This is a genomic window from Isoptericola sp. NPDC057391, assembly GCF_042668085.1.
Classification (GTDB): Bacteria; Actinomycetota; Actinomycetes; order Actinomycetales; family Cellulomonadaceae; genus Isoptericola.
This window is the reverse complement of sequence record NZ_JBHVBO010000274.1, coordinates 1-3,927: the sequence shown is the minus strand read 5'-3', so window position 1 is coordinate 3,927 and position 3,927 is coordinate 1. Positions and strand designations below refer to the sequence as shown.

General features: G+C 70.5%; 4 protein-coding genes. All 4 read left to right on the top strand.

What is annotated here, in order from left to right:
• Positions 1–84 precede the first annotated feature (84 nt).
• Genes ACFUVW_RS20095 through ACFUVW_RS20080 form a run of 4 tightly spaced genes read left to right on the top strand, consistent with a single transcriptional unit; the run spans position 85 to position 3,818 of the window.
• Positions 85–1,077 (top strand): ABC transporter permease, encoded by a 993-nt coding sequence (locus ACFUVW_RS20095; protein ID WP_430573063.1) that lies wholly within the window; start codon positions 85–87, stop codon positions 1,075–1,077.
• Positions 1,070–2,071 (top strand): ABC transporter permease, encoded by a 1,002-nt coding sequence (locus ACFUVW_RS20090; RefSeq protein WP_430573062.1) that lies wholly within the window; start codon positions 1,070–1,072, stop codon positions 2,069–2,071. The genes ACFUVW_RS20095 and ACFUVW_RS20090 overlap by 8 nt, the downstream gene beginning before the upstream one ends.
• Entirely contained in the window at positions 2,068–2,994 is a 927-nt protein-coding gene (locus ACFUVW_RS20085) for an ABC transporter ATP-binding protein (protein ID WP_430573061.1), read from the top strand. Before ACFUVW_RS20090 ends, ACFUVW_RS20085 begins: the two co-directional genes overlap by 4 nt.
• Positions 2,991–3,818 (top strand): ABC transporter ATP-binding protein, encoded by an 828-nt coding sequence (locus ACFUVW_RS20080; RefSeq protein ID WP_430573060.1) that lies wholly within the window; start codon positions 2,991–2,993, stop codon positions 3,816–3,818. The genes ACFUVW_RS20085 and ACFUVW_RS20080 overlap by 4 nt, the downstream gene beginning before the upstream one ends.
• Positions 3,819–3,927: the final 109 nt, after the last annotated feature.

Below are 3,927 nucleotides of genomic sequence, written 5' to 3'. Positions count from 1 at the left end.
CCCGCACGACCCGCACCACGACGCAGTGACGCACCGAGCGAGGAGGAGCCGCATGCCCGCGACACCGAAGGGCGGCCCGACCCCATGAAGTTCTACGCCAGGCGGATCGCCTTCTACGCGGTGACGCTGTGGGCCGCGATCTCGCTGAACTTCTTCATCCCGCGCATGCTGCCGGGCGACCCGTTCTCGATCCTCATGGCGAAGCTGCAGCGCGCCGGAGGCATCCCGGCGGGCACGGAGAACAGCATCCGGCTCCTCCTCGGCGCCGCCGAGGACCAGACCCTGTGGGAGCAGTACGTCACGTACTGGAAGAACGTCCTCACCGGGAACCTCGGCGTCTCCGTGACGAACTTCCCGACACCCGTCACCGAGCTCATCGGCGACGCCATCCCGTGGACCCTCGGCCTGGTCGGCACCGCGACGGTCATCTCGTTCGTGCTCGGCATCGGCCTGGGCGCGCTCGCCGGCTGGAAGCGCGGCACCTGGGTGGACAGCCTGGTGCCCAGCACCACCATGCTGCAGTCGCTGCCCTACTTCTGGGTGGCCCTCGTGCTCATCTTCGTCTTCGCCGTGAGCCTCCAGTGGTTCCCGATCATCGGCGCGTACGACGTCTTCCATTTCAACGGCCCCGAGTGGAGCTGGGCGTTCGTCGGCTCCGTGCTCTACCACGCGTTCCTCCCGGCCGTGACGATCGTCATCTCGTCCGTCGGCGGCTGGCTGCTCGGGATGCGCAACATGATGGTCTCGACCCTGTCGGAGGACTACGTCACCACCGCCGAGGCCAAGGGCCTGCGCCCGCGCCGCGTGTTCACCACCTACGCGATGCGCAACGCCGCGCTGCCGTCCCTCGCCGGCTTCGGCGTCTCGCTCGGCTTCGTCGTCGCCGGCTCCCTCGTCATGGAGCAGGTCTTCACGTACCCCGGCGTCGGCAAGCTCATGATCACCGCCGTGCGCAACAACGACTACGCGCTGATGCAGGGCGTGTTCCTCGTCATCACGCTCGCGGTCCTTGCGGCGCTGTTCCTCATGGACCTCATCTACGGCTTCCTGGACCCGAGGACGCGCCACAATGACTGACACCGACACCACCGCACCCACCAGCGCGCCGGCCACGCCGCCGGTGACGAGGTCCGGCGTCCGGCAGATGATGCCGTCGCTCTCGGGCAAGCTCCTCGCCGGCCTCATCCTCATCGGCGCGATCGTCCTGTTCGCGATCGTGGGCCCCTTCGTCACCCAGGACCCGCGCAGCTCCGGCAACGACGCCATGCTCCCGCCGCAGCCCGGCCACTGGCTCGGCACCACCAGCCTCGGCTACGACGTCCTCGCCCAGCTCGCCGAGGGCGCCCGCGGCTCGCTGGTCGTCGGCGTCACCGCCGGCCTCGTCGCGATCGTCCTCGCGCTCCTGTTCGGCGTCGTCGCCGGCTACCTGCGCGGTTGGACCGACGAGTTCCTCTCGCTGGTCACCGGCATCATGCTCGTCATCCCGGGCCTGCCGCTGATGATCGTCGTCGCCAGCTACCTGCAGGTGCGCAGCCTGTGGGTCGTGGCGCTCATCCTCGGCGTCACCGCCTTCGCCGGCCCCGCCGTCGTGCTGCGCTCCCAGGCCAGGTCCCTGCGGGTGCGCGACTACGTCTCCGCGGCCCGCGTCGCCGGCGAGAAGACCCCGCGCATCATCGGTGTCGAGGTGCTGCCCAACCTGCTGCCCCTGCTGGCGTCGCAGTTCCTCTTCGCCATCGTGCTCGCCATCCTCGGCGAGGCCGGGCTGTCGTACCTCGGCCTCGGGCCCAACGGCTCGATCACCTGGGGCACGATGCTCAACGAGGCGCAGGGCGGCGGCGCGCTCACCCGCGGCGCCTGGTGGTGGTTCGTGCCCCCGGGCCTGATGATCGCCCTCTTCGGCACCGGCCTGTCCCTCGTCAACTTCGCCATCGACGAGATCGTCAACCCGAAGCTGCGCCTCGCTCCCGCCGCCGCCAAGAGCGTCCGCGAGGCCCGCAAGGCCGGCAAGGACAAGCTCGGTCGCCGTGCCGCGCAGGCGCCCGCCGCCGAGAAGGAGAGGGTCGACGCATGACCGCCACCGCCACCCCCACCGGCCCGCTGTCGTCGCCGACGCACGCCGACCACGTGGCCCGCCTCGAGCCGGTCCTCACCGCCCGGAACGTCTCCATCGAGTACGAGGTGGACCCGCCCGTCCGCGCCGTCGACGACGTCTCCCTCACGCTGCACCGCGGCGAGATCCTGGGCCTCGCCGGCGAGTCCGGCTGCGGCAAGACGACGCTCGCGTACGGCCTCAACCGGCTCCTCAAGCCGCCGGCCATCCTGCGCTCCGGCGAGGTGACCTTCCACGACGCGAACGGCTCGGACATCGACGTCGTCAGCCTCACCGGCGACGCGCTGCGCGCCTTCCGCTGGGACAAGGTCTCCATGGTCTTCCAGGGGGCGATGAACTCGCTCAACCCCGTGATCAGCGTGCGCAAGCAGCTCGGCGACGTCCTCACCACCCACCGCCCGCAGATGGGCAAGAAGGAACGTGCCGCCCGCTCCGCGGAGCTCCTCGACCTGGTCGGCGTCGACCCGGCACGCCTCGACAGCTTCGCCCACGAGCTGTCCGGCGGCATGCGGCAGCGCGTCATGATCGCCATGGCGATGGCGCTCAACCCGCAGGTCATGATCATGGACGAGCCGACGACGGCGCTCGACGTCGTCGTCCAGCGCGGCATCCTGCGCGAGATCATGCGCCTGCGCGAGCGGTTCAACTTCGCCGTCGTCTTCATCACGCACGACCTGCCGCTCCTGCTCGAGATCAGCGACCGGATCGCCGTCATGCGCGCCGGCCGGATCGTCGAGCTCGACACCTCCGAGTCCATCTACGCGCGCGCCCAGCACCCGTACACGCGGCAGCTGCTGGACTCGTTCCCGAGCCTCACGGGCGACCGTGGCTCGTTCGTCCGCACCGGCGTCGCCCGCGACGCCGCCCAGGGGGAGGCGTCATGAGCAGCCTCGAGGTCCGCAACCTCGTCAAGGAGTTCAAGGTCCGCAGCGGCATGCGCAGCGGCACGCTGCGCGCCGTGAACGACGTGTCGTTCACGCTGGAGCCCGGCAAGACCATCGCCCTCGTCGGCGAGTCCGGCTCCGGCAAGTCGACCGTGGCCAAGATGATCTCCCAGCTCGAGACACCGACGACCGGGGAGATCCTGCTCGACGGGCAGCCCATCGGGCGCCGTGGCCGCGCGCTGTCGAGCTACCGCCACCAGGTGCAGATGGTCTTCCAGGACCCGTTCGCGTCGCTCAACCCGTACCACACCGTGGCGCACCACCTGGAGCGCCCGCTCAAGCTGCACGGCGTCGCGAGCGGAGACGCCCTCGAGCCCGCGGTCCACGACCTGCTGGAGCGCGTCAACCTCACCCCGCCCGAGCTCTACGCCGTCAAGCGGCCGCACGAGATGTCCGGGGGGCAGCGGCAGCGCGTCGCCATCGCCCGCGCCCTCGCGCCCGGCGCGCGGTTCCTCGTCGCCGACGAGCCCGTGTCCATGCTCGACGTCTCCATCCGCCTCGGCGTGCTGAACCTGCTCGCCCGGCTGCAGCGCGAGGAGAACCTCGGCGTCCTCTACATCACCCACGACCTCGCCACCGCGCGGCACTTCAGCGACGAGATCATCGTGATGTACAGGGGGGACATCGTGGAGCGGGGGCCGTCCGACGACGTCATCCTCGACCCGCAGCACGACTACACGAAGACGCTGCTGGCGGCCGCCCCGGAGCCCTCCCGTCATGGGCGTTTGCGCGAGGAGGTGCGGGCGGAGCTCGCTGCTTCCTGACGGTTCGCTCCTGAGCTCGCTGTCGCGTGGGTCGGGGGCTCCTTCGCGCGGACGCGTTCACGGGCGCCAGGGCGCCCTCCACTTCGGGAGGGATACGTCCGCGCGAAGG